Genomic DNA, 22,998 nt, shown 5'->3' with positions numbered 1-22,998 from the left:
GAGACCTTTGCTAAACAATAGCCTTATTATTTAATAAGGCTATTTAGTCAGTCTATTTACTAAGACAAAGATTAAGTAAGCGAATTAAACAATTCACTAAACTTCGCTAACCCTTCTTCAACAACCTCATCAGTAGCAGTTAATGCAGGTAAAAATCGGATTACATTACCGTAAAAACCACAGGCCAATAACACTAAACCATATTCAGCGGCATTAGCGATAAGCGCTTGTGTTAATGCACTATTTGGCTGTTCAATATCACCATCAATGATCAACTCTATGGCGATCATTGCACCTTTATTTCTAACATCTGCAATAAGCGTTGGATGCTGGTTTTTTAACAAAGTTAATTTTTCATTAAAGAGAGCGCCAATTTCATTTGCGCGTTGAATTAGGTTTTCTTCTTCAATCACTTCTAATACTGCTAAAGCAGCAGCACAGGCAACAGGTGAACCACCATAGGTGCCGCCTAATCCACCAGGTAGAGGTGCATCCATTATTGCACTTTTACCGACCACAGCAGAAAGTGGGAAGCCACCAGCAATCCCTTTTGCCATGGTGATTAAGTCCGGTTCAACATTCGCATATTCCATATTAAACATTTTACCAGTACGACCAAAACCTGTTTGGATTTCATCAGCAATCAAGACAATGCCATGTTCATCACACAACTCACGTAAAGCAACTAGAAACTCTACTGGCGCAGAATAAAAGCCACCTTCACCTTGAATAGGCTCAATAATAATTGCCGCCACATCAGATGGGCTAATATCCACTTTAAATAAGTTTTGCAGTGCTTTTAGTGAATCTTTAACTGAAATACCATGCGACTCAATTGGAAAAGGGGCATGGAAAATATCACCAGGAAAAGGACCAAATAAATGTTTATAAGGGGTAATTTTACCCGTTAATGCCATAGTTAAGTTTGTACGTCCGTGAAATCCGCCATTAAATGCAATAACACCACGACGGCCAGTGTGCGCTCTTGCTATTTTTACACAGTTTTCTACCGCTTCTGCACCTGTAGTAACAAAAATAGCTTTCTTCTCTGAGTCACCTGGTGCAATGGCTGTTAGTTTCTCTGCTAGCTCTACAGCACTTTCATAAGGGTTAACCATCACACAGGTATGGCTAAATTTATCAATTTGACTTTTAGCCGCCTCAACCACTTTTGGGTGACTATGCCCAGTATTACAAACCGCAATACCCGTACCAAAATCAATATAACGATTACCTTCAACATCCCATATTTCTGCGTTTTTAGCGCGTTCAACATAAACTGGATAAACATTACCTTGCCCACGTGCAATCACTTGCGTTTTTCTTGTTTGTAATTCTGCGTTTTTCATTTTATTTACCTAATACTATTATTTTCAATGCGTTGTATATTGTTATGTCTGACGTTTATTTATCTAAACCACCCAAGCATAAGTATTTAATTTCTAAGTAATCATCTAAGCCATATTTTGACCCTTCACGACCATTACCAGACTGTTTAACACCACCAAATGGTGCAGCAGCATTAGAAATAGCACCTTCATTAATGCCGACCATGCCATACTCTAGGTTTTCAGCTACACGCCAAATTAAGCCAATATCTCGTGCATAAAAATAAGCCGCTAAGCCATATTCAGTATCATTAGCCATCGCCACGACTTGCTCTTCACTGTCGAATCCAATAATTGGCGAAACCGGGCCAAATATTTCATTACTAGCAATCGGCATATCATTGGTCACATTAGTTAAAATAGTCGGTTGATAGAAAGCCGCCCCCGTTTCATCGGTTTTCCCTCCCAACACAAGTTTCGCACCCGCAGCAACAGAAGCTTTCACTAGTTTATCCACGTCTGCAGCGGCATCACTTGAAATCATTGGACCAATGGTTACCCCATCAGTTAAACCATTACCTAGAGATAAAGCAGAAACAGCAGCGCTAAACTTCTCAGTGAACTGCTCAAGCACTTCATTTTGAACAAAAATACGATTAGTACACACACAGGTCTGCCCTGCATTACGATATTTAGACATTAATGCCCCCTGTACTGCAGCATCAATATCAGCATCTTTAAAGACAATAAAAGGTGCGTTGCCCCCTAGTTCCATCGATACTTTTTTGACAGTCGTTGCACACTGACTAATTAAAGATTTACCTACTGCGGTTGAGCCTGTGAAAGTGAATTTAGCCACATCAGGGTGTTGAGTTAATACCTCCCCCATGCCTCTAGCATCATCACCAATAACCACATTAAACACACCTGCTGGTACGCCAGCGCGCTCTGCTAATTCAGCCATTGCTAATGCTGAAAGTGGAGTTTGTGTTGCAGGACGAACCACAAACGTACAACCAGCAGCCAAAGCAGCCGCGGCCTTACGTGCAATCATTGCATTAGGAAAATTCCACGGAGTAATAGAAGCCACCACACCAACAGGTTGCTTAAGCACGATAATACGTTTATCACGAGAAGGTCCAGGAATGGTATCGCCATAAACACGCTTTCCCTCTTCAGCAAACCATTCAATAAAGGCAGCACCGTAGGCGATTTCACCTTTTGCTTCGGCCAGTGGTTTACCCTGCTCTAAGGTTAAGATACGGCCTAAATCATCTTGATGTGACATCATTAAATCAAACCACTTTTTCATAATACTAGCGCGTTCATTTGCTGATTTAGACGACCACATTTTGAATGCATCATGTGCAGACTTAACGGCTAATTCCGTTTCAGCAACACCAGCATTAGCGACTTTTGCTATCACTTCACCATTAGCAGGGTTAAGTACGTCGATCTGTGATTCACTACTATGCCAACTGCCATTGATATAAGAAAAATGTTTAATTAATTGATTATCTTGTAAACCTAGGTCTTGATGATTTTGCATAAATATCCTCCGATTTAATATATATCCATTGAATACTAAATTTATCTCGGGTTAAATATAAAACTATAAACCTAAAGGTTTAAGTAAATAAAACATTAGAGGTGTTATGCACAGCCATTCCATTATTCCCAAACCAATTACTGAATATGATTTACGGTTACTACGTATTTTTGTCTCTGTTGTAGAACACGGTGGATTTTCTGCTGCTGAAAACACGCTCGGCATTACCCGATCAACGATCAGTGTACATATGTCCAACCTTGAAGCACGTATGAAGTTAAAACTTTGTAGACGCGGTCGCGGTGGGTTTGCATTGACTGAAGAAGGCCAATTAGTGTATCGCGCTGTTATTGGCTTATTTGATTCACTCAATGATTTCTCACTGATGGTCGGGACCTTAGGTAAAGAACTGAGTGGGGAAATCGTTATTTTATGCGCCGACCAACTGGATAAAAATAAACAAAACAAACTCGCTCGATGCATAGAAATTGTGCATGAAAAAGCCCCAAATCTACATGTCACCTTAGATGGTGATTCTATTGGCAACATTGAAAAATTATTGCTAAAAGATAAGGCTCATGTTGGTATCTATCCTAACTTTCAAAAAGTTGAAGGATTAAGTTATCGCGCATTAACCAGCGAACCTATTTACCTTTGTTGCAGTAAAAAGCATCCTTTTTTTAATCAAGTAGATACTCAAATAACACCTGAAGATTTAGCTGCTGCCAGCACGGTCCATCCAGGCATTGATATTGAAGAAAATGGTCGTAAGCAGTTAAGTAAATTAAACCTTAATGCTAAAGCGTACCAATTTGATATGCGCAAAACCATGATATTGTCGGGTCAATACTTAGGCTATATGCCACAAAGCTATATTCAAGAAGAGCTCAATATGGGTGAAATTAGGATCATTCAACCGAGCACATTAACCTATCAATTTGATTTGTCATTAGTCACTAAAAAGGCTCCGATAGAGCCTAATAAAGTAGAGCTGTTGCAGCAGGCTTTTAACCAAGGGTTTGATTTATAAGATCAATAATCCTAAATCAAATACAATATGGTTAAGCTTTGTTGTGATAACCGACAGCCACACTCGATATTTGTTTAGCGATCGACTGGTCGGTTGCCGCTGAGGCGATGTGAGGTGTGATAAATACTTTCTGATTAGCCCATAAACTATGCTCTACTGGCAATGGTTCGGTTTTAAATACATCCAGTATCGCACCTCTTAATAAATCTTTAGATAACAAGCTTTCTAAATCATTTTCAATTAAGTGATCACCTCGCCCGCAATTTATTAAAGCGGCTTTAGTAGGAAGTTTGGATAACAGTTGATTATTTAAAATCCCTACTGTCGCATCATTTAAAGGAAGTAAATTAACCAGTATATCTAATTTTCCAAGCATATCGGTTAAGGCATTTTCACCGTGAACACACTCAACTCCCTCAATGTGTTTTTCACTTCTCGACCACCCTGATACTTGATAGCCCATAGAAGCAAACTCAGTCGCTACAAAACGACCTATCTCGCCAAGGCCTAATATCCCTATTTTAATGTCTTTTGCGGCACGTTGCGGACGAGCCTGCCAACGATTTAGCGCTTTATCTTGATGATATTTATCCATATCTCGCTGATAATATAAGACGCCCCATAACGCATATTCAAACATCCCCACTTTTTGATCTTCATCGATGATGCGTTCAATCTTTAAACCTGATGATAATAAATCGCCTAAGTTATCTTCTCCTGCCCCTACTGAATGTAAGCATTCAAGTTGAGGAAAATCATCTAATAATGATTCAGATGGATACCAACAAGCTGCAACTTTAGCTTGCTTTGCTAAAGGGTTAGTAGGTAATACCCATTCAACATCAGGAGCCACTTGGGGTGCGCATTCCAATAAATTTTCAACAAGCTCTAAATCACTGATCGCGATAAGTATAATTGGCTTCATTGTCATTATTCCTTATACGATGGATCAATACGGTCTAACTTTCTTAACCAAGCATCCCAGACTATTTGTCGTTCATGGGCAACTTTTTGAAATTGTCCTGATACATATTGCGCCAGTGTATCTGGGATAAGTTCTATCGCTGAAACACCTGACATTTGCGCAGCTGCTAATTGGATCTCACAGGCTTTATTTAAATAAAACATAATTTGAAAAGCATCAGCGACTGTTTCCCCGACGCTTAACAACCCGTGGTTTTTTAAAATCAACGCCATATTCTCACCTAAAGAGGCTTGAATACGGGAGCGCTCTTCTAAATTAAAAGCAACCCCCTCATAATCGTGGTAACCAAGTTGCTCATGGAATTCAGCACTAATTTGATTAACATTTAATAAACCACTTTCACATGCCGCAACGGCCATACCAGCTAAAGTATGCGTATGAATAACACAGTGAGCATCATCACGTGCACTGTGCACCGCACTATGAATAGTAAAACCCGCTGGATTATATTTCGCATCCCCACTGATAATTTCGCCTTGGCCATCAACCACGATTAAGTTGCTTGCAGTAATCTCATCAAACATTAAGCCAAAAGGATTAATTAAAAAACGCGGTTCACCTTCACCCGGTAAACGTACTGAAAAATGTGTGTACAGTGTATCTTCCCAGCCAAACATAGCAGCTAAACGATAAGCTGCCGCTAAATCAAGGCGTAATTTTTGTTCTTGAATATCCATTAAGCTACTTTCCCCATAAATTCTTTAACACGCTCGACGCCTTCCATTTTATTTGGATTTTCAATAATATCAGTTGGGCTCGCATCTACTTGAATAACCCCTCTTTCCATCATGATCACACGATCTGAGACTGATAAAGCAAACTCCATTTCATGCGTTACAATGATCATTGTCATGCCTTCTTTAGCTAAATCCTGAATCACTTTTAATACTTCACCCACCATCTCAGGATCTAATGCTGAAGTAGGTTCGTCGAATAACATAATATCAGGCGACATCGCTAACGCACGAGCAATGGCAACTCGTTGTTGTTGACCACCAGAAAGTTGATGTGGATATTTATATGCATGCGCCAATAACCCCACTCTATCTAATAAAAATAACGACTGTGCTTTTGTGTCTTCTACTGAATCATTTTTATTATGGTATTGAGGAGCAATCATAATGTTTTCTAAAACGGTTTTATGAGGGAATAAGTTAAATGATTGAAAAACCATACCAATACGCTTGATACCTTGGTAAACATCACGACGATTAGTTTGTTCTTTAGTTTTAATAAAGTTTTCACCAAATAAAACAATTTCACCATTATCAATTTTTTCAAGGTCATTAATGGTACGAATCAAGGTGGTTTTACCTGATCCCGATGGACCGATTAAACTTAACACCTCTCCTGCTTTTACTTTAAGATCAATGCCTTTTAAAACCTCATTTTGTCCATATGACTTTTTAATATCTTTTAACAATAATGCCTTAGGTATGCCTTTTTGGTTCGCATCAATTGGTGCGTGAACAGCTGGCTTAGATTGTTTTCTTAAGTCTTCACACTGTTGGTCAGATAACGCCTCAGGAGAACGCGATGGAATATCCATTTTTTTCTCCGCCCAATGTAACAATGAGCTGAACATGGTCACAATAGCCACATAATAAACGGCAACGGCTAGTAAGGTTTCTAACACCAAAAAGTTTTGAGAATAAAGGCGCTGTCCTACTTGTAAAATTTCTGAGAGGGAAATAGCCGATACTAATGAGCTTAGTTTAATAATGGTCACAAATTCATTGATCAAGGCAGGCATCGACACGCGTATCGCCTGTGGAATAATAATGATTCGTTGAATACCAAAAAAGCCAATACTTAACGCATGACCCGCTTCTTTTTGTCCTTTTGCAACAGACAACAAACCACTGCGATGAATCTCAGCCATATAAGCTGCTTCAGTCACCACTAAGCTCACTAAACCTGCGAAAAAAGGAACGCCTAAATAAGCACCGGTAGAAGGAAATAATTGTGGCATGTTATAAACAAATACCAACACAATTAATAATGGCACACTACGAAAAAACCAAACAAAGACAGAGGTGGGTATCGATAACCATTTTTTTCAGATAGCTTGCCACAAGCAATCACAAAACCAAATAAAGTACTTAAACACCATGACAATGCACTCAATACAATGACGACAATGCAGGCTTCATAAAAAGCTGCTACCGTAAATAATGAAAAAAAGTATTCCCAATCTAAACTCATAATAACTCCTCTGAAAGCAGTTTGCTTTCAGGTAACACAACATTAAACAATAAAAAAAGTGATGGTAGAACTACCACCACTATTTAGGATTAATCAACAACAGGGGCTAATTCATATTTTGTAAGTAGTTGTTGATATGAACCATCAGCTTTAATTTCAGCCATTGCTTCGGTTAACTGTGTTTTCAACTGGTCATTGCCTTTTTTAACGTAGATACCCAAAGTTTGAGGAAAGACAAGTGTAGTAGAAGCAATCTCAACACGCCCTTTGGTACGCTCAACTAACATTTTAGCTGCTCCTGCGATTTCCAATTGGACTTGTATATTTTTTGATAACATTGCCTGCGTCACTTCAGGTGCTGTTGGGAATTCCTGTACTTGAATAGGCTCTAGCCCTTCTGTCACACAATAAGACTCAGATAATTCATGTAATGTTTTTACCCATGTAGTCCCTTGTTGAAGCCCTACTTTAAGCCCACACAGTTCTTCACCTGCTTTAGGTTGAATAGCACTTCCTTTAGCAACCATAATTGAGGCACCAGTACGAGCATATGGAATAGCATCAGCAGCTTTGAGGCGATCAGGAATGATGTACATACCAGAAATAACCACATCAAAATTATTAGAGGCTAACCCTAGGATTAAGGCAGTAAATTTATTGTCGCTAAATGTATAATCCAAATCCATTTTATTGGCTAATAAAGCGGTTAACTCTGGATCAAAACCAACGACTTTATCACCGTCATAAGACTCAAAAGGCGGATAAGCAATCTCCATCCCTACTGTTATTTTTCCTTCTGTTAATGCAGTTGCTGCCCACGTACTCACACTACTGATACCTATTGCTGCTGCAAGTAATGTAGAGGTAAATATCTTCTTTGCCTTTTTCATGTAAACGTCTTCCTTGTTAATTAATATACTCTATAAATATGAGTGAATGCTTTCGTTAAACACTCATCAAACTAAGTTGATTGGATATTATTTCTCATCTCTTTTTAATGCTTGGCACATACAATGTACACCGCCGCCACCTTTGGTAATCATAGATATATCAGGGGCAAACACAGTTAATCCTCGTGCGTTACATTGCTCTTTTAAGGTCAAACTATCAGAGGGAATAAGTACGCGTTCATCGCCTAAAGAAACAATATTACAACCCAGTTCCATCGCTTCTTTATATGGAATATCAATAATATCGATGCCTTTATTCTTTAACCAAACTAACAAACTATCAGGTGCTACAGCAGTACACACAGCGGCCAACTTTTCAGCCACCATCACACATTGCACATCCATGTGAAGAAAATGCGGATCAAACCGAATTCCTTGAAATTCCCAGCCCTCTTTTTCAAACCAACCTTTTACTTGGTTCATACCCGCTTCACTAGTACGTTCTCCAGAATAACCACACAGCACAACACCCGGTTCGATAAGCATAAAATCACCGCCTTCAAAATTACCTGCGGTCACTACATCATAAATAGGGATGTTTTGTTTTGTGTAGAATTCCAGAACCGTTAGCCATTCAGTTTGGCGCCATGGGCTATACATTTGACTAATGATTGGCCCCCAAGGAGTCATCACAGATGAGTCTCGCGCATAGATTGAGTAAGGTTGTTCTTCTTTAGCATTCAAAAAGTGTACATTGACCCCCGCTTGACGATAAACATCTAACATTTCGTTATACTGTGCTTTAGCAACTTGTGGGTTATAGCGCTCCCCTGCTGCCATATGGCGTCGAGAAGTTGAATTACCAGAACGCCATTCAAAATGGTCAACCGGCCCGACTAATACTTCTTTCAAACGTCCGGTTTCAGATGCGATTCCCCAGTCTGTTAATGCTGTTGTTCCACCATTACTCTGACGGCGACTCAATAAACTATCCATATTCATGATTCCTTTTCTTCTGCTAATAAAATTAAACTATGTAGCAATACATTGGCGCCTGACACTAAATGTTCAGGTTCAACATGCTCTTTTTCATTGTGTGAAATACCATCTTTACAAGGTACAAAAATCATTCCTGTTGGTCCTAATGACGATAAGTAAACAGAATCATGACCTGCACCAGAAACAATTGGCATGGCATCCATATTCAATTGTGTAGAAGCGCAACGAATAACATCAATACAACGAGGATCAAATTCAATCGCAGGTGATGCCCATAACTGCTCAATGTTTGAATTAAATATTGAAGGAATGTCCTGACACAGATTTAAGACCTCTTTTGACATGCTATCTAAGACTTTTTGCGTGGGATGTCTTAAATCTAAAGAAAAAATAACATGCTCTGGGACGGTATTTGTTGAAGAAGGAATCGTTGTTAACTTGCCAATAGTGATGCGTGCTTGCTCACCATATTCTGATACTTTAGCGTAGATTTTAGGCAGTATTGCCATTAAAGCTTGAACAGGATCTTTACGCATCAACATTGGTGTTGGCCCAGCATGTGTTGTTTCACCACTTACGGTAACTTGGTACCAGTTCATGCCCTGCACACCGGTCACGATACCAATGCTTTTTTGCTCCGCTTCAAGAATAGGGCCTTGTTCAATATGCAACTCTAATGCAGCTGAAAATGGAAAAGATTGGCATTCCTCAGTCCCCATTTGCGCGCTGGCTATTAAGGCTTCTTGATATGAAATACCTTGGTCATCGACTGATTGGTATATATCAGACTGTTTTAATTTTCCAGAAAATACACCTGAGCCCGACATAGCAGGTGTAAAACGACAACCTTCTTCATTACTCCAGACAACAATTTCAACAGGGTGAACAAGTTTTTGGTTGGTATCATTTAACGTGTACATCACTTCTAGGGCGGCTAACACACCATAAATGCCATCAAAATTACCGCCTGAAGGTTGCGTATCTAAATGCGATCCCATTAGTACAGGTAACTTGGTTGGGTTTGTTCCTTCAAATCGAACAAACAAATTACCCATAGAATCTAACCGAGACACGCCACCAATGGCATGGCACCATGTTAAAAACAATTCTCGTCCTAAACGGTCTTCTTCTGTTAATGCTTGTCGATTACAACCGCCATTGCTTTTGGCGCCAATATGAGCCATTTCGCTAATAAAGGAAAGTAAACGCTCAGTGTTAATTTGTAGTGTGTTCATCTGCTCTCGCTACGTTTCTAATTCTTGAAACTATAGTAGCGAGGGGGTATTAGTAGTACTATTACTCAATTGTGGTATGGACAGACTTTAACTTGGTTTTAGGTTCACAATGTCATCAAATATCTTTGCTAACAACGCCTGTTGGGAGTTTACATTTAACTTGTTATAGATATTTTTACGATGAACACGCTCGGTTTCATATGAAATATCTAACAGCCTAGCCGCCGCTTTACTCGAATGACCACGAATCAATAATAACGTCACATCGTGCTCTCTTGGTGTTAATACTTCCATGCCAAACTGGGCAATATATTCTTTAATTTGTGAATGCGATTGACGCTCTGGGAGATGTTGTGTTTGATCATGCTTTTTCACTGCAGAACTAAATATAGGGTACAGCTCTCTTAAATGACCTAACACACGATCACTAAACTTAGACAGTGATTTTGTTCTACCTAAGGACAATAGATAGACGTTATTATCTTTACCTTGTACAGCAAAACAAGTTTCGTCCACCAGCTTAGACTGACGGAAATAATCTTCATAATAAGCACTTTGGTAAAAATCATCAGGTACTATTTCATCCAATGTTACAAACCCTTCTTTACCTTGATTAACACCGTAATCATAAAAAGGACTCAATAAATAGGCACCTGCAAGATAACGCTCCCATACATCTAATTCATCATTGGCAAAGGAAGAGCTAAGTACAGTCGGTGATTTATCAGGGTGGTAAATTAAAATAACATAATCATCAAAGCTAGCGGCTGATTTAAGTAAATACGTTAACTTATCAAAAAAGGTGGACTCACCAATATTAAGAATGAGATCAGCAATTCCATAGGTGATCATATTATTAAAACTAAGTTGTTCTTTAAGCATAAATGTTCTCGTCATTTCATTTGCCCATAACTTAACAAATTACAGGGGTAAAGTAGACAGCTTAAAGTTAGCTATTGATGACTTGATAGTGGCTCAACACTATTCATAAAAAACAAGTATGAAAATGAATAGGTTATTTAATGCAGGTGGTAAAAGGAGAGGTTGATAATAACGAACTAAGGTAAGGGATTTTGTATTGCTTCGATTAAAAGCATTTATAAAAGAAGTAAGTCACTTATCCATAAAGAGAATGAATAAGTGACTTATTGATAACATGAAAAAATAGCTGTTTAGTTAGATTCTATTAAAGTTTGTTGAGTTACGGAATTCAGCAACTTTCTGCTCAGCTTTTTCACCAAATAGGCGTTTGCTTACTGCTTCTAAGCCTTTGGCATTATCTAAGTCTTCTTTACGAATCACTAGTGTTGCTTTAGAACGTCTACGTAATAGGTCATCAAGATTTACAATCATCTCATTCTCAGCAACCCAATCAATCTCAGCCCAAGTAAATTCAGTATGCTCAAGAGCAAGTTCTGCTTTACTAGGATCTTTCTTAATTGCTTCTAATAAAGTGAAAGCATCTTCGGCATAACGGCGCCAGAAACGAGTTGATAAAGGCTCTAATGCACCTTTTGGTGTCAACTTATCAACTTCTACCATCGCCTTCATAAATCTAGATTTAACAGTATCACTAGGCTCACCATACCAAAGAGAGTCGTTCTTTTGCATCGACACGCCTAGATCTTTTACAATATCTGCAACTTCGTCACCAACGTTAATACAGTCAGTTAATTTGCCACCGAAAATACTAATATGCTTATCTTGTTTATTAACATCAATCGCATGCTTACGAGATAATGCAACCCAATCTGCTACGCCTTCTTCAGCTTCAATCGCTAATGGACGTACTCCACATCTTTCCGCAATAATATCTTCTTTCGTTAATGGCTTATCTAATGCTAGTAAGGTATTAGCATTATCAAGAATGAACTGGCGATCTTCATCTGTTACCGTCGCATTATGACTTTTTACTTGGTTATCTGTTGTACCGATACAAGTTTTAGAACCCATTGGTAAAACAAAGAATAAACGTCCGTCACTAGCAAAGAACGCTAATACACGATGCTCTTTTGAAATACGTTCAACCGTTAAATGCACACCTTTAGAAAATAGATGATGGTGTGATGTTTTTTGTTTAGTACTTTTATTAACTTGGTCTACTAATGGCCCACAAGCATTAATTAACGTTTTCGCTTTGATCGTAAACGTTTCTTCTGTGGTGTTATCTTTTGCATCAATAACCCATTGGTTATTTTCACGAACAGCTTTTACCGATTCAACATAGTTAGCAACGATCGCAGATTTTTTGGCTGCGGTGGCAATAAAATTGAATACAAAACGTGAGTCATTATCTTTTAAGAAAGCATCAGAATATTCAAAGCCCGCTTGAGCACCACTTACTTCAATATTAGGTTCAAGTTGTTTAATTGCCTTACGTGTTAGGTACTTAGGCGCCATTGTAAACAGTCGACCAAATAACCAATAAGCTAATGTACCCATAAATACAAACCAAACAGGAAAACGAAAGCCTTTTTGGATAGTTGTTAAGAAACGAACTTCAGTCACTGATGAAGGGTAATGCTTCATTAGATTATTACGGCTTTTACACAATTTATTAACTAATTTGTATTCATGGCTTTCTAAATATTTAATTCCGCCCCATGCAAGATTAGAAGAGTTAGAGCTGGTTGCACCTGCAAAGTCTCCTTTATCAATCAAGCCAACTTTAACTCCTTTGGCCGCTAAAGATGCAGCAGCAACAGCACCATTAATACCGCCTCCCAAAATAAGTACATCTAATTCTTCTTTAGCAAGTTGCTTAATGTTGTTTGCACGATTGAAGCTCATTCTATAATTCCCACCATAATGTTCGATAACGCAATTTAATTGTTCAAATTAGAACACATTAGTTTTCTAATTAATATAATGATTCGCTATTTAATATTAAAAATAATCAATAAACTGCGAATATGTTAACTAAACAACATTACTCACCGTCAGAGATCAGACCACGCAATAACAATCAGTGACAATTTCAAAAGCGAACAATGTCTAGATTAATTGATATTATTGACGGTTTTATTGTTATAAGGGGATTTGCGTTACTTATTATATCGACAGTGAGTCTAAGAAAGGGAAATGAAGATAAAAGCAGGTTTGATATACAAAGAGCAAGCGACGTTGCAATAACATTTCACCTCCAATCAATAGGTGACAACTTCGCAATTAGACAAACGATTAATAGCGCTCATTCTATGCTCTGATTAAAAACTATATTTTCGATGCGCGAGCGTGACAATCTGATTGGCGTACGAGCATTTCTGTTTGATGCCAATTTTGAATATGAAAGGCGGTGTTCTCGAGCTTGTTTAACATCAACTTCGCCATCTCTTTACCAACTGCACTAGTATCATACTTAATTGTGGTAATCGCAGGTTTTACATAGCGGCTATGCTGATAGTCCCCATAGCCTGTTATCGCGATATTAATACCTGGTTTGTAACCCAATGCTTCGCAGGAAGCAATAGCGCCTAATGCCATAGAATCATCTGCACATAAGATAGAAGTGGGCGGGTTATTTGACTGCATAAGTTGTTCGGTCATTAACAGTGCGTTTTCTTGCTTTAACTCTGCATGTAGAATCCAATCACTTTCAATAACCAGGCCTGCTTCTTTCATTGCCCTTAAGTAACCCTCTTTTCGTGCTTGCGATAAAGTAAGCTCAGCAGACGCATTAATAAAAGCGATTTGAGTATGACCTAAGGATATTTGGCGTTGTGTTAATTGATAGAATGCTTGTTGGTTATCAACATCGATAAAACTCTCTTTAGAGAACCCTTCTTCGAAACCAAAACAAACATAAGGAAATCGGTGCTTTTCTAATAATGTTAAGCGTAGATCATTACAGCGAGTACGCGCGATAAAGATACCATCAACTAAACCACTGGTAATAAGATCTAGGTAAACCTGTGTTTCATCTTGCCAATCAAATATTGTGGTAACAATTAACTGGTAGTCTTGTTGTGCTAAAAATTCAGAAAGGCTAACTAAGACCTTGGCAAAAGCAGGAGAGACAAACATATTGGAATCAGAAGGTAGAATAATACCTAATGTGCGAGACTTTCCTGATGCCAACCTTTTCGCTGTTGGGTTGGCTTTATAACCTAACTCTTGTGCGGCTTTAAGTACCTTTTCTCGCGTATCTTTATTCACATCTAAATAACCATTAAGTGCTCTTGATACGGTCGATTTTGACAACCCTAAGTATTCAGCTAATTTCTTTATCGACATTACAACTCCATAAAAATAATGCCCGCTTGAAGCGCCTAAATTAAAGGCGCTGTTCTGTTTCTCTGTCAAAAATTAAGACTTGAGATAAATCCACCAGCAAATCAATATTTTGGCCTATTTTAATTTCAGAGCGCAAGTCTAACCTTGCTTTAACCGGTTGACCAGATAAGGTGAATAAGACTTCTTTATCGAACCCCATTGGCTCAATTAAATCTATTTTGATGTTTTTAAAATCAAAGGTTTCTTCACTCGCAGGGAAATGCGCTTTGTCATTAAAAAAGTCAGGTCGAATGCCCACTTTTACTAACATGCCTGTGCCTTCAATGTTTGATTGATAAGCCACATTGGTGAGTTTGTTTCTAGGCAGTTTGTAACCATCAATTTCTAAGTGATCATTAAACAAAGTACCTTCAACAATATTCATAGACGGGGAACCAATAAACTGCGCAACAAAAATATTAACAGGGTTTAAATAAATCTCCATCGGTGTGCCGACTTGCGCGATATGCCCACCGTGTAACACCACCACTTTATCTGCTAATGTCATTGCTTCCACTTGGTCATGAGTCACATAGACACTAGTACGTCCAAATTTATTATGAATTTTACCAATCTCTGTGCGCATATGACTTCTGAGTTTGGAGTCGAGGTTCGATAATGGCTCATCAAACAAAAACACATCTGCTTCACGAATAATTGCACGCCCCATCGCAACACGTTGGCGTTGACCACCAGATAAATCAGCAGGCTTTCTATCCAATAATGCGTCCAGTTGTAACATTTCAGAAATCTCTTTTAAACGTCGTTCAATTTCATCTTGATCTACTTTCAAACGGCGTAATGCAAAGACGATATTTTCTTTAACTGATTTATGTGGGTAAAGCGCATAGTTTTGAAATACCATGGCGATATTACGATTTTGTGGCTCAATATCATTTACCACTCTTTCACCAATAACTATCTCACCAGCTGTCGCTTGCTCTAACCCCGCTATCATTCTTAAAATAGTGGATTTTCCGCACCCTGATGGCCCCACTAACACGACGAACTCACCGTCTTTTATATCTAAATCAATACCTTTTACTACCTCGGTCTTGTCGAAGTTTTTTATAATATTATTGAGTTTAATCGCTGCCATAATTATCCTTTAACCCCGCCGTCTGTTTTTCCGCCTTTCATAAAGCGAGATGCAAATAAGAAACAAATAACAATCGGTGCTAATGTCAGCATAGACGCTGCCATAATACGGTCCCAGATTGCATTTTTCGAAACAAATAACTCTTGAAGAGCCAATGGTAAGGTGTGGAACTCTGGATATTGCTTAAGGAATACGGATGCAAATAAATACTCATTCCAACCAATAATAAAACAATAAATAAAGACCGTGGCTAGCATAGGCAATGATAACGGTAATACTACTTTAATAATCGCTTCTTGACGTGAACAGCCATCCATCATGGCAGCTTCCTCTAAAGCAAACGGAATGCCTCGGAAATAATTCCCCAGCATATACATACCCACAGGTAAGGTTTGCACTATATAGATAAGGAAAATACACAAAGCACTTCCCCATAACGATGAAGCTAAACCAATATTCATTGCCATTTGATAAAGTGGCACCATTAATAGAACGCCACCGACCATATACACAAATAACACGGATCGCTGAATAACGACTTGGCCCTTAAAACGTAAACGGCTGATTGAATAAGCACCCATAACAGAAAATACAAGTGAAAAAGTCGCCGCGCCTACAGAGAAAATGACACTATTGAGCATGTACTTGCCAAATGGGAATAGATTATCGTTAGCCGTATATTTAGCCGCAATAGCCTCTTTTTTATCTTGAGGTAACTTGGGGTTATTAAGAATTTTTTGAATAGCAGCAGGGATCTCTACTTGCTTAGCTTCCGTTAAACCTAATAACTCTTTATACGCATCAAAGTTAATGGTTTGTGGAATGAGCGAAGGGTTACCCCAATCATACTGGTGCTTTAATGACGTTGATAAGATTTGTGCGAAAGGTAACAAGCTAAAGCTGACAAGTAACAAGATAGCTAATAAGAAACCAATGCGTCCTTTTATTGTTTTTTTCCCTAACATATTAGATCACCACTTCATGACTTTTTTAATATAAAACCAAATGAATACGGATAACACTGCGAGCTGTATAACAGATGTTGCTGCAGCTAACCCTTGATCAATCACCCCGGTAAAAGCTTGGTAATAGGTAAAAATAGGTAATGTTTCTACATTTGGGGCAAGCAGGTAAACATCTTCAAAACGGTTAAGATTCCAAATCAGTCTTAATAAGACCACTGTTGCTAACACAAAATATAATTCAGGTAACGTCACATGAAAAAAACGTCCAATAGGTCCATAGCCATCAATAGCAGCAGCTTCATATTGCTCTGAAGAAATAGAAACTAATTTCGACAAAATCAATAAGTATGCAATGGGCGCATGCTTCCAAACATCAAAAATAACAACAACCCATAATGCAGAATCAGGATCACCAATTAAATTACTTCGCTCACTCCAAATGGGCAATACATCGACAAAAAGGTAATTCACAACCCCAGAGATTGGATCAAATAAAAACTGCCAACCAAATACAACTGAGATCACTGGTGCAACATAGGGCAACATAATTGCTGCATTAACGAGACCGCGTCCTTTGAAAGGATCACGCAATAACAAAGCCATTGCTAGTCCCAATAACGTGGTACCGACAACAGTTCCAAATAAATATAAGGTCGTCGTCCATATAGCGGCATAGTAATCAGGATTTGAAACTAGTTTTAGGTAATTCTCAAAACCAACAAAGGTTTTAGATCCATTTAATTGAACATCAAAAAAGCTTAAATAAACGTTATAGGTTAACGGGTATAAAATAAGTAAGCTAAGTATCAAAATAGTAGGTGCAACCAACTTCCACCCAAATCTTGCCTCGGCTTTTTCTAATGGGGTCATATACTCACCTGTCGATTGTATAGATACACCGATCATTAGGCGTACCTATACAAATATAAGATAAATTATTCGGCAATCACTTTATTCATCTCTTGCTCTGCCCAATCTAATGATTTTTGTGTGTCTTCATTTTCTATCGTTGCTTGATAAACCATACGAGGAATAATTTGCTTAGCGAATATCTCACCCGATTTAGGAAACGTTTTGCCATCAACAACCGAGAAGTTTCTAATATTGTCGAAACCTGCAACAATCTCTTTTATCGATTCCTTCCCATATTGAGTAAAGATTCCTTTTGGATCATTTAAGAATTCATCGGTTTCAGCAATATCACGCAACATTGGTAAGTGTCCACCAACAGCCATATGAGAGTAAGCAACAACTTGATCTTTCTCGTTCATATATTCAATAAAAGACTTGGTTGCTTCGACTTCTTCTTTATTGTCATTTTTCATGATGGTTAGGCCGACTAATGTGCCGAATGAGGATGGGGAAGTTTTAGTGATAGTTGTCGCTAAACGTGTATGTTTAGCTAAGTTTGGATCAAAGGTTGCGCCTTTCAGGTCTTTAAAGTTCTCCGAGCTTAATGAACTTGCTGCGGCTTCTGCCAATGCAATATCATCTAAAATATAAGAAGAATAAAAGAACATCGCTAACTTACCTTGCAGATAATAATCGCGAGCGCGCCATGTTTGTGGACCAGGAGGATTGTATTGAGCTAAGTTTTTGTAAAAATCTAATACTTCTTTTTGGGCATTTGAATTAAAAATCAATTCACCATCTTTATTAAACTGCCCAGCATCATTAGACAATGCAAACTGTGTATAACATTGCTCTGCATAGCTATCTGCTTTAGTACCCACTAAAATGCCGTATTGGTTTTGTTCAGGTTTATAAAAGTACTTCGCTGCTTTTTCAATATTCTGCCAAGTCGTTGGTGGTGCTAATCCCGCTTTTTCAAACCAGTCAGCACGGTACCAGATCCCTTGTACCCAACCACTATAAGGAACAGCTACATATTCTTGTAAGTCAGGGTTTTCTACTAAACCAAGCGCACCATTATAGAAGCGTTGTTTACCAATTTTATTGATAACCTCAGTATTAGCCGTAGTATCAACAATCCCTTCCTCAGCAAAAGCTAATGAAAGCTCTGAGCCCACTTCAATTAAATCAGGTAAAGTATTAGCTGCTGCTGCAGCGGCAATTTGCTTCGCCATATCATTCTCATCGACACCGATAATGTTAACCTCAATGCCTGGATTTAAAGCTTCGAACACATCCGCCATAATTTCAATTGTTTGTAAGCGGTCTGATTGTGTTTGAACGGTCCAATACTCAACAGTTGTTGCATTTACGACACTTGAAAATGATACGCCAACAGCGGCGAGTTTTATGATCAAATTATTCAGTCTCATCTGGCCTTCCTTATATGACTAATCCATGATTTATGCATTTAAAGTGATACTAGTTATTAATATTTTCATTGTTCATTTTTTAGTCTACGCGGAATACATATTAAATATTTGAACCGCCTCACGTTATTTAGCTTTTACAAAACCGGTTTTGATAGATTGGATCGAGGTCAAATTTTAACCAATTAGTAGTGTTAATTGGGAGGTGAATTTATATTAAAGAAGATAAATAGAAGAAGTTGTTAACAAATATAGCTTTAATTTTCTTTGGTAGTCGCCTCTGTAACCGTTGGAAAATTAAATTCACACAAAGTATAAGCGACAAACTCCTTATCGGGATTTACTGCAGTCGGAATGTCGTAGGTAGTTAAAGTAGCGTTAATATCACAATGCAAATCTGAGAATATACTAGCTAATTGCGGAGAGTTTTGATCGCCAAAGAAAAAGAACTGCGCAGTCCACAGTATAAATTCTTCTGAATCTGGTTGCTCAATATAAATATGCTGACTCAATGAATCGCCATCAAACATACGAGAAGGTTTTGAAGTACTAATGCTCCAACGAGGAAATGAAAAATACCCTGCTGAATCTGTCACTGCTTTATCGATATATTCTTTACCATAAAAAAGTCTTCTCGATATCGTTTCACCAGCGATAGGTTTACCTTCACGGACAAGGCGACCTTGTATAGAAGGTGATAATAGAAAGTCTTGTTTATTAAAAAAACCAAACACGCCCGTATGCCCTTGTGATGAAAAACATAAAAGTAACGTAACTGACAATACATATAAAATAAATTTTTTTATCGTCAGTAAATACATTTCCACACTCCTTTGTATGCTCAAGCTACTGCTTTAGCATTGAGTATAAGCTATTTACTGCCATATAAAAATGCCGCTTAAAAGCGGCATCTATTGGTAAAGAAGTTAGGGGCTAGAAAAACTTCCAAACCATAAAGGTTAATGCAAAACCAACCAGATAAATCATCCCCGCCCAAGTTAATATACGTAATATAGGGCCGTGCTTAATACTAGGCTCTGAACGCACTAACCTAAAGTTCAACCAGGCAAATACTGGTGTTGTTACAAAAGCTAATGTCATTGCAAAAGTAAGCATAGGTGAAAGCGCAGATTTAAAGAATAAAATAACGATCATGCCTGCTACAGATTGTATAAGTAACCAAATGTTTAAGCTGTGTTTTGATTGCTTAAAGCCAAATAACTTATGTGATTCATTTAGTGTTCTAGAGTAACCATCTAACACGGTTAATGTAGTACCAAATAAACATAGAAAAGCGATAGCCGATACGAGTGGACGAGACCAATCACCAATAGTTAATGCATACATATCAATTAAGCGTTGTGCAAAAGCAACTCCACCTAAAACTGTGCTATTACTTTGCCCATATTGAACCAAAACACCTAAACCAAAGAAAACCAAAGCTAGAGCAGCAGTTAGCCAAAAGCCAACGTTAAAGTCTAATAGGCCTTGTTTGGTTGTGATCTTTTGTTGTTGCTGTTTTGCTTTTAACCATAACGAACTTAAAGCAGAAACTTCGATAGGTGCTGGCATCCACCCCATTAGTGCAACCATAAAGCCAAGCATCGCTAATTTATAAGGAGAAGGACCTTCAAAGTCAGCAGGGGTCATTGGTCCATTATGAAAGGCAATAATAAAAGCGGCAACCGTGGTAATGGTTAAAACAACCATGATAATTTTTGCAACATTATCTAATGCTTTAAAATGACCAAGTAACAAAATCATTAAACAGACACCAAGTATTAACCAACATAACAAAGTAACAGAGACATTCACCGGCAGCGCATAATGTAATAAACTCGCAGTAAGCAATAATACACCTGCAGTACTGACTATCGCAGCAATAACATTTAAGCCAGCAAAACAGTAAAAGTACCAAGGTCCTTTACTTTTATATCCTTCGATTAAGTTATTACCGGTTGCTAATGTATATTCCACACCAAACCGAAAGAAAGGATACTTAAGCACATTTACAGCGACAATTAACCAAATTAATTGCCAGCCAAATATAGCGCCTGCTTGTGTTGAAGCCACTAAGTGTGACCCACCAATGGATGCGGTCGCCATTAATATGCCGGGACCAAAAGCATTTAATCTTGATTTTAAACTTGCTACTGACTGGTTCATTTAAATCTCTAAATATTACAATTATGGGGGACCATAACATACAGAAATAAAACGATTAAAAGAAGAGCAATTATAGCTTTCGATGTATAAAACTCACATTTTTACGTATTAAGCGGTTTAATGCAGAATATAAGCTTAATCCAACTCATTCGCGAGATGAATAAGCGGTGCTCGAGCGGCATTCATTGCCCCTAAAGCAGCAATAACTGCAGCAACGTAAAAGCTTGTTTGAAAAGCAGCAATAACCGGCGCTTGTGGGCCACTCTGTAATACTTCAATACTCGTATTATGATCAAAATTAGGTAACAGGGTATAAATCAACACACCAAAAAAGGCAGTTCCTACAGCAGCACCTAGGTTTCTGGATAACGAAGCTAAAGCCGTCACTGACCCTACATTCGCTTTACCGCCAATTGTTTGAATAACCAGTTGAGTGGTTGGCATAACCGTACCAAAGCCTAAACCACATAATAGACCTAAAGCTCCAACTAAAGTCGGCTCAGGAGGTAATGTGCCTAACGCAATAAAGCCACAGCTTGATAATGATAAACCCACTACAGGTATCCATTTAGGAATGCCTGTTCTTAGCATTATTTGACCACTGATCAATGCCCCTGATATTTGCCCAACGGTTAGCGGTAGTAATAATAAACCGGATGTAGCCGCATTGGTTTTTAAACCTAATTGAAGATATATTGGCAAAAAGAAAACCAAAGCAAACATACACGCCGCAAACATCATTGAAGTAATTAAGGGAATGTATATTGCTCTATTAGCTAGTAATTCGTTAGGTAAGAAAGGTGTTTTATGGCGGCGTTGGTTTTGATAGAAAATAATGCTCAATACAGTAACCACTAAAAGATAAAGAGCACTAGTTAAAGAAAACCATGCAAAGTTTTCTCCGCCCACAGAAGCCCAATATAAAAAGACGGTACAAAGAGTCGGAAAGACTGCTAAACCAACCCAATCAATCGGTTTATTTCTATGCTCTAGCGTCGGTGATGGCGTTAAACAAAGCAAACGCCACACGGCAATCATCGCCAGTGGGATATTTGCCCAAAATAACCAATGCCAAGTATAATGAGTTACAACAAAGCCACCAATCACTGGCCCGCCAATACTTGCACAAGCAAACATTGAAGCAAAGTAACCTTGATACTTAGCACGTTGCCTTGGTGGGATCAGTTCAGCGATTAATGCTTGAGATAAACTCATCAGTCCACCGCCCCCCAACCCTTGGATAACGCGTCCCATGATTAACTCACTCATATTACTCGCAATAGCACCAATAATAGATCCGATACAAAAAATGCCTAATGCCCAAAGAAGCATATTTCGGCGACCATAACGATCACCTAACCAACCATAAATAGGCACAGACGCAGCAGTTGCTAACAAATAGCCAATCGCGATCCAAGAGGATAGGTGTAACTGTCCGAGATCACCAACAATACTAGGAGTTGCCGTTGCTAAAATGGTTTGATCCACTGCAGCCAAAAACATAGGTAGGAAGACAGCTGAGAAAAAGACTAAAAAAGTACTACGAGTTAATGGCTTATTCATTTATGACAACAGCCTCTAAAATATATACTTAACATCCAGCCCTCTTTATAAAATTACTTTTAGCGCAATAGGATAATTGCCCAAGATAAATACTGCTTAACTTTATACTACAAGATTTACAGTATAAATAACCGAGTTAAATAATACTAATCCACTAAATTGCTATTTGGCTTGATACCTATTTCTTCTAACTTCATCTAATAACGATAGAACTGGCTTGGTTAGCCTCATTAAACTGTTTATTTTAAAAATGATAAAACCACATACTTATTGGCACTTACATTAACTTAAACCCTTTCATTCATAACAGTAAAAGGAGGGTAATAATATTTCTCGTAGATTAAATGTCAGGGTAATTAATTTTATAGGTAATATCATTTCCGATAAATATGTGATCTAATTAAGGTTCTTACAAAGGAGCTAGTATGAG

Annotated in this window: 20 protein-coding genes and 1 pseudogene; 1 reads left to right on the top strand and 20 read right to left on the bottom strand. The window is 38.2% G+C overall.

The window, feature by feature from the left end:
- Window positions 1-71: 71 nt before the first annotated feature.
- Together gabT and V6256_RS06085 are read right to left on the bottom strand one after the other, a co-directional pair.
- Window positions 72-1,349 carry a 4-aminobutyrate--2-oxoglutarate transaminase gene (gene gabT / locus V6256_RS06090; protein ID WP_341597185.1) on the bottom strand — a complete coding sequence of 426 codons (1,278 nt, stop codon included), beginning with the start codon at window positions 1,347-1,349 and terminating at the stop codon, window positions 72-74.
- Window positions 1,350-1,404: 55 nt separating this feature from the next.
- Window positions 1,405-2,877, bottom strand: a complete 1,473-nt coding sequence (locus V6256_RS06085; RefSeq protein WP_341597184.1) for an NAD-dependent succinate-semialdehyde dehydrogenase — start codon at window positions 2,875-2,877, stop codon at window positions 1,405-1,407.
- Between the two features lie 106 nt (window positions 2,878-2,983).
- Between V6256_RS06085 and V6256_RS06080 the strand changes: the two genes are divergently transcribed.
- The gene (locus V6256_RS06080) at window positions 2,984-3,907 is read left to right on the top strand and encodes a LysR family transcriptional regulator (protein ID WP_341597183.1); all 924 of its coding nucleotides are present in this window, start codon (window positions 2,984-2,986) and stop codon (window positions 3,905-3,907) included.
- Between the two features lie 31 nt (window positions 3,908-3,938).
- Here the strand turns inward: V6256_RS06080 and V6256_RS06075 are convergent, their stop codons facing one another.
- The 18 genes and pseudogenes from V6256_RS06075 to V6256_RS05995 all read right to left on the bottom strand — a co-directional run bounded on the left by V6256_RS06075 (window position 3,939) and on the right by V6256_RS05995 (window position 22,568).
- Window positions 3,939-4,832, bottom strand: a complete 894-nt coding sequence (locus V6256_RS06075; RefSeq protein WP_341597182.1) for a 2-hydroxyacid dehydrogenase — start codon at window positions 4,830-4,832, stop codon at window positions 3,939-3,941.
- A gap of 5 nt (window positions 4,833-4,837) precedes the next feature.
- Window positions 4,838-5,569: a class II aldolase/adducin family protein gene (locus V6256_RS06070; protein ID WP_341597181.1), complete on the bottom strand. Its 732-nt coding sequence runs from the start codon at window positions 5,567-5,569 to the stop codon at window positions 4,838-4,840.
- Window positions 5,569-6,330, bottom strand: coding sequence for an amino acid ABC transporter ATP-binding protein (locus V6256_RS16425; protein WP_424141049.1), 762 nt, complete (start codon window positions 6,328-6,330; stop codon window positions 5,569-5,571). The genes V6256_RS06070 and V6256_RS16425 overlap by 1 nt, the downstream gene beginning before the upstream one ends.
- Before the next feature lie 168 nt (window positions 6,331-6,498).
- Window positions 6,499-6,900 (bottom strand): annotated as a pseudogene (locus V6256_RS16420) (ABC transporter permease subunit); the annotation flags it as partial.
- The gene (locus V6256_RS06060) at window positions 6,888-7,097 is read right to left on the bottom strand and encodes a hypothetical protein (RefSeq protein ID WP_341597179.1); all 210 of its coding nucleotides are present in this window, start codon (window positions 7,095-7,097) and stop codon (window positions 6,888-6,890) included. The pseudogene V6256_RS16420 and the gene V6256_RS06060, both read right to left, overlap by 13 nt.
- An 89-nt stretch (window positions 7,098-7,186) precedes the next feature.
- The gene (locus tag V6256_RS06055; protein ID WP_341597178.1) at window positions 7,187-7,987 is read right to left on the bottom strand and encodes a transporter substrate-binding domain-containing protein; all 801 of its coding nucleotides are present in this window, start codon (window positions 7,985-7,987) and stop codon (window positions 7,187-7,189) included.
- 87 nt (window positions 7,988-8,074) lie between these two features.
- On the bottom strand, window positions 8,075-8,983 hold the full coding sequence (locus V6256_RS06050) for a dimethylarginine dimethylaminohydrolase family protein (protein WP_341597177.1): 909 nt from the start codon (window positions 8,981-8,983) through the stop codon (window positions 8,075-8,077).
- Between the two features lie 2 nt (window positions 8,984-8,985).
- Window positions 8,986-10,221, bottom strand: a complete 1,236-nt coding sequence (locus V6256_RS06045) for a Zn-dependent hydrolase (RefSeq protein ID WP_341597176.1) — start codon at window positions 10,219-10,221, stop codon at window positions 8,986-8,988.
- 87 nt (window positions 10,222-10,308) lie between these two features.
- Entirely contained in the window at window positions 10,309-11,118 is an 810-nt protein-coding gene (locus tag V6256_RS06040; protein WP_341597175.1) for a helix-turn-helix transcriptional regulator, read from the bottom strand.
- Window positions 11,119-11,397: 279 nt separating this feature from the next.
- Window positions 11,398-13,011, bottom strand: coding sequence for a glycerol-3-phosphate dehydrogenase/oxidase (locus V6256_RS06035; RefSeq protein ID WP_341597174.1), 1,614 nt, complete (start codon window positions 13,009-13,011; stop codon window positions 11,398-11,400).
- A 423-nt stretch (window positions 13,012-13,434) separates the two neighbouring features.
- A complete protein-coding gene (locus tag V6256_RS06030) occupies window positions 13,435-14,454 on the bottom strand; it encodes a LacI family DNA-binding transcriptional regulator (protein ID WP_341597173.1) in 1,020 nt (339 codons plus the stop codon).
- A 40-nt stretch (window positions 14,455-14,494) separates the two neighbouring features.
- The gene (locus V6256_RS06025; protein WP_341597172.1) at window positions 14,495-15,592 is read right to left on the bottom strand and encodes an ABC transporter ATP-binding protein; all 1,098 of its coding nucleotides are present in this window, start codon (window positions 15,590-15,592) and stop codon (window positions 14,495-14,497) included.
- 2 nt (window positions 15,593-15,594) lie between these two features.
- Window positions 15,595-16,557 carry a carbohydrate ABC transporter permease gene (locus V6256_RS06020; RefSeq protein WP_341597171.1) on the bottom strand — a complete coding sequence of 321 codons (963 nt, stop codon included), beginning with the start codon at window positions 16,555-16,557 and terminating at the stop codon, window positions 15,595-15,597.
- A gap of 6 nt (window positions 16,558-16,563) precedes the next feature.
- Complete coding sequence (locus V6256_RS06015; protein WP_341597170.1) at window positions 16,564-17,463, bottom strand: carbohydrate ABC transporter permease; 900 nt, start codon at window positions 17,461-17,463, stop codon at window positions 16,564-16,566.
- A gap of 29 nt (window positions 17,464-17,492) precedes the next feature.
- Window positions 17,493-18,842, bottom strand: coding sequence for an ABC transporter substrate-binding protein (locus V6256_RS06010; protein ID WP_341597169.1), 1,350 nt, complete (start codon window positions 18,840-18,842; stop codon window positions 17,493-17,495).
- Between the two features lie 254 nt (window positions 18,843-19,096).
- Complete coding sequence (locus V6256_RS06005) at window positions 19,097-19,660, bottom strand: DUF6795 domain-containing protein (RefSeq protein WP_341597168.1); 564 nt, start codon at window positions 19,658-19,660, stop codon at window positions 19,097-19,099.
- 112 nt (window positions 19,661-19,772) lie between these two features.
- Window positions 19,773-20,945: an NRAMP family divalent metal transporter gene (locus V6256_RS06000; protein ID WP_341597211.1), complete on the bottom strand. Its 1,173-nt coding sequence runs from the start codon at window positions 20,943-20,945 to the stop codon at window positions 19,773-19,775.
- Between the two features lie 195 nt (window positions 20,946-21,140).
- Window positions 21,141-22,568 carry an MDR family MFS transporter gene (locus tag V6256_RS05995; protein ID WP_341597167.1) on the bottom strand — a complete coding sequence of 476 codons (1,428 nt, stop codon included), beginning with the start codon at window positions 22,566-22,568 and terminating at the stop codon, window positions 21,141-21,143.
- Between the last annotated feature and the right edge of the window lie 430 nt (window positions 22,569-22,998).

Origin of the sequence: Psychromonas aquatilis (assembly GCF_038155185.1) — a bacterium.
Classification (GTDB): Bacteria; Pseudomonadota; Gammaproteobacteria; order Enterobacterales; family Psychromonadaceae; genus Psychromonas; species Psychromonas aquatilis.
Note: the sequence above shows the minus strand (reverse complement) of the source record. Positions and strands in the feature narration are given on the sequence as shown.

What these genes read in the sequence shown, in the direction of transcription:
- V6256_RS06010 (WP_341597169.1), bottom strand. Translation starts at nt 18,842, where the DNA reads ATGAGACTGAATAATTTGATCATAAAACTCGCCGCTGTTGGCGTATCA.
- V6256_RS06040 (WP_341597175.1), bottom strand. Translation starts at nt 11,118, where the DNA reads ATGACGAGAACATTTATGCTTAAAGAACAACTTAGTTTTAATAATATG.
- V6256_RS06085 (WP_341597184.1), bottom strand. Translation starts at nt 2,877, where the DNA reads ATGCAAAATCATCAAGACCTAGGTTTACAAGATAATCAATTAATTAAA.
- V6256_RS06000 (WP_341597211.1), bottom strand. Translation starts at nt 20,945, where the DNA reads ATGGCGACCGCATCCATTGGTGGGTCACACTTAGTGGCTTCAACACAA.
- gabT (WP_341597185.1), bottom strand. Translation starts at nt 1,349, where the DNA reads ATGAAAAACGCAGAATTACAAACAAGAAAAACGCAAGTGATTGCACGT.
- V6256_RS06060 (WP_341597179.1), bottom strand. Translation starts at nt 7,097, where the DNA reads ATGAGTTTAGATTGGGAATACTTTTTTTCATTATTTACGGTAGCAGCT.
- V6256_RS06015 (WP_341597170.1), bottom strand. Translation starts at nt 17,463, where the DNA reads ATGATCGGTGTATCTATACAATCGACAGGTGAGTATATGACCCCATTA.
- V6256_RS06080 (WP_341597183.1), top strand. Translation starts at nt 2,984, where the DNA reads ATGCACAGCCATTCCATTATTCCCAAACCAATTACTGAATATGATTTA.
- V6256_RS06035 (WP_341597174.1), bottom strand. Translation starts at nt 13,011, where the DNA reads ATGAGCTTCAATCGTGCAAACAACATTAAGCAACTTGCTAAAGAAGAA.
- V6256_RS06030 (WP_341597173.1), bottom strand. Translation starts at nt 14,454, where the DNA reads ATGTCGATAAAGAAATTAGCTGAATACTTAGGGTTGTCAAAATCGACC.
- V6256_RS06070 (WP_341597181.1), bottom strand. Translation starts at nt 5,569, where the DNA reads ATGGATATTCAAGAACAAAAATTACGCCTTGATTTAGCGGCAGCTTAT.
- V6256_RS06025 (WP_341597172.1), bottom strand. Translation starts at nt 15,592, where the DNA reads ATGGCAGCGATTAAACTCAATAATATTATAAAAAACTTCGACAAGACC.
- V6256_RS06045 (WP_341597176.1), bottom strand. Translation starts at nt 10,221, where the DNA reads ATGAACACACTACAAATTAACACTGAGCGTTTACTTTCCTTTATTAGC.
- V6256_RS06050 (WP_341597177.1), bottom strand. Translation starts at nt 8,983, where the DNA reads ATGGATAGTTTATTGAGTCGCCGTCAGAGTAATGGTGGAACAACAGCA.
- V6256_RS06005 (WP_341597168.1), bottom strand. Translation starts at nt 19,660, where the DNA reads ATGTATTTACTGACGATAAAAAAATTTATTTTATATGTATTGTCAGTT.
- V6256_RS06075 (WP_341597182.1), bottom strand. Translation starts at nt 4,832, where the DNA reads ATGAAGCCAATTATACTTATCGCGATCAGTGATTTAGAGCTTGTTGAA.
- V6256_RS06020 (WP_341597171.1), bottom strand. Translation starts at nt 16,557, where the DNA reads ATGTTAGGGAAAAAAACAATAAAAGGACGCATTGGTTTCTTATTAGCT.
- V6256_RS05995 (WP_341597167.1), bottom strand. Translation starts at nt 22,568, where the DNA reads ATGAATAAGCCATTAACTCGTAGTACTTTTTTAGTCTTTTTCTCAGCT.
- V6256_RS06055 (WP_341597178.1), bottom strand. Translation starts at nt 7,987, where the DNA reads ATGAAAAAGGCAAAGAAGATATTTACCTCTACATTACTTGCAGCAGCA.